Raw genomic sequence first — 316 nt, forward strand, 5'->3', positions numbered from 1 at the left:
AGTGTGAGAGGAGTTTTCAAGAGCTGAAGACGAGGTTGACTACTGCTCCAGTGTTGACTTTGCCTGATGGGACCGATGGATTTGTTATCTATTGTGATGCTTCCAGAGTGGGATTGGGATGTGTTCTGATGCAGAGAGGTAAAGTTATTGCCTATGCTTCTAGACAGCTTAAGGCACATGAGAAGAATTATCCCACACATGACTTGGAGTTGGCAGCGGTGGTGTTTGCTCTCAAGCTATGGCGCCACTATCTGTATGGAGCTCATGTGGATGTATTCACAGACCACAAGAGCCTACAGTATGTCTTCACCCAGAA

At 46.5% G+C, this 316-nt stretch carries 1 protein-coding gene; it reads left to right on the plus strand.

Annotated features, from left to right (window positions below; translation table 11 throughout):
* Positions 1-59: 59 nt before the first annotated feature.
* A partial coding sequence (locus tag ON062_RS13675; RefSeq protein ID WP_274647694.1) for an RNase H-like domain-containing protein occupies positions 60-316 on the plus strand: 257 nt, incomplete at its 3' end.

It is taken from the genome of Microbacterium sp. C7(2022), from assembly GCF_028823665.1.
Taxonomy (GTDB): domain Bacteria; phylum Actinomycetota; class Actinomycetes; order Actinomycetales; family Microbacteriaceae; genus Microbacterium.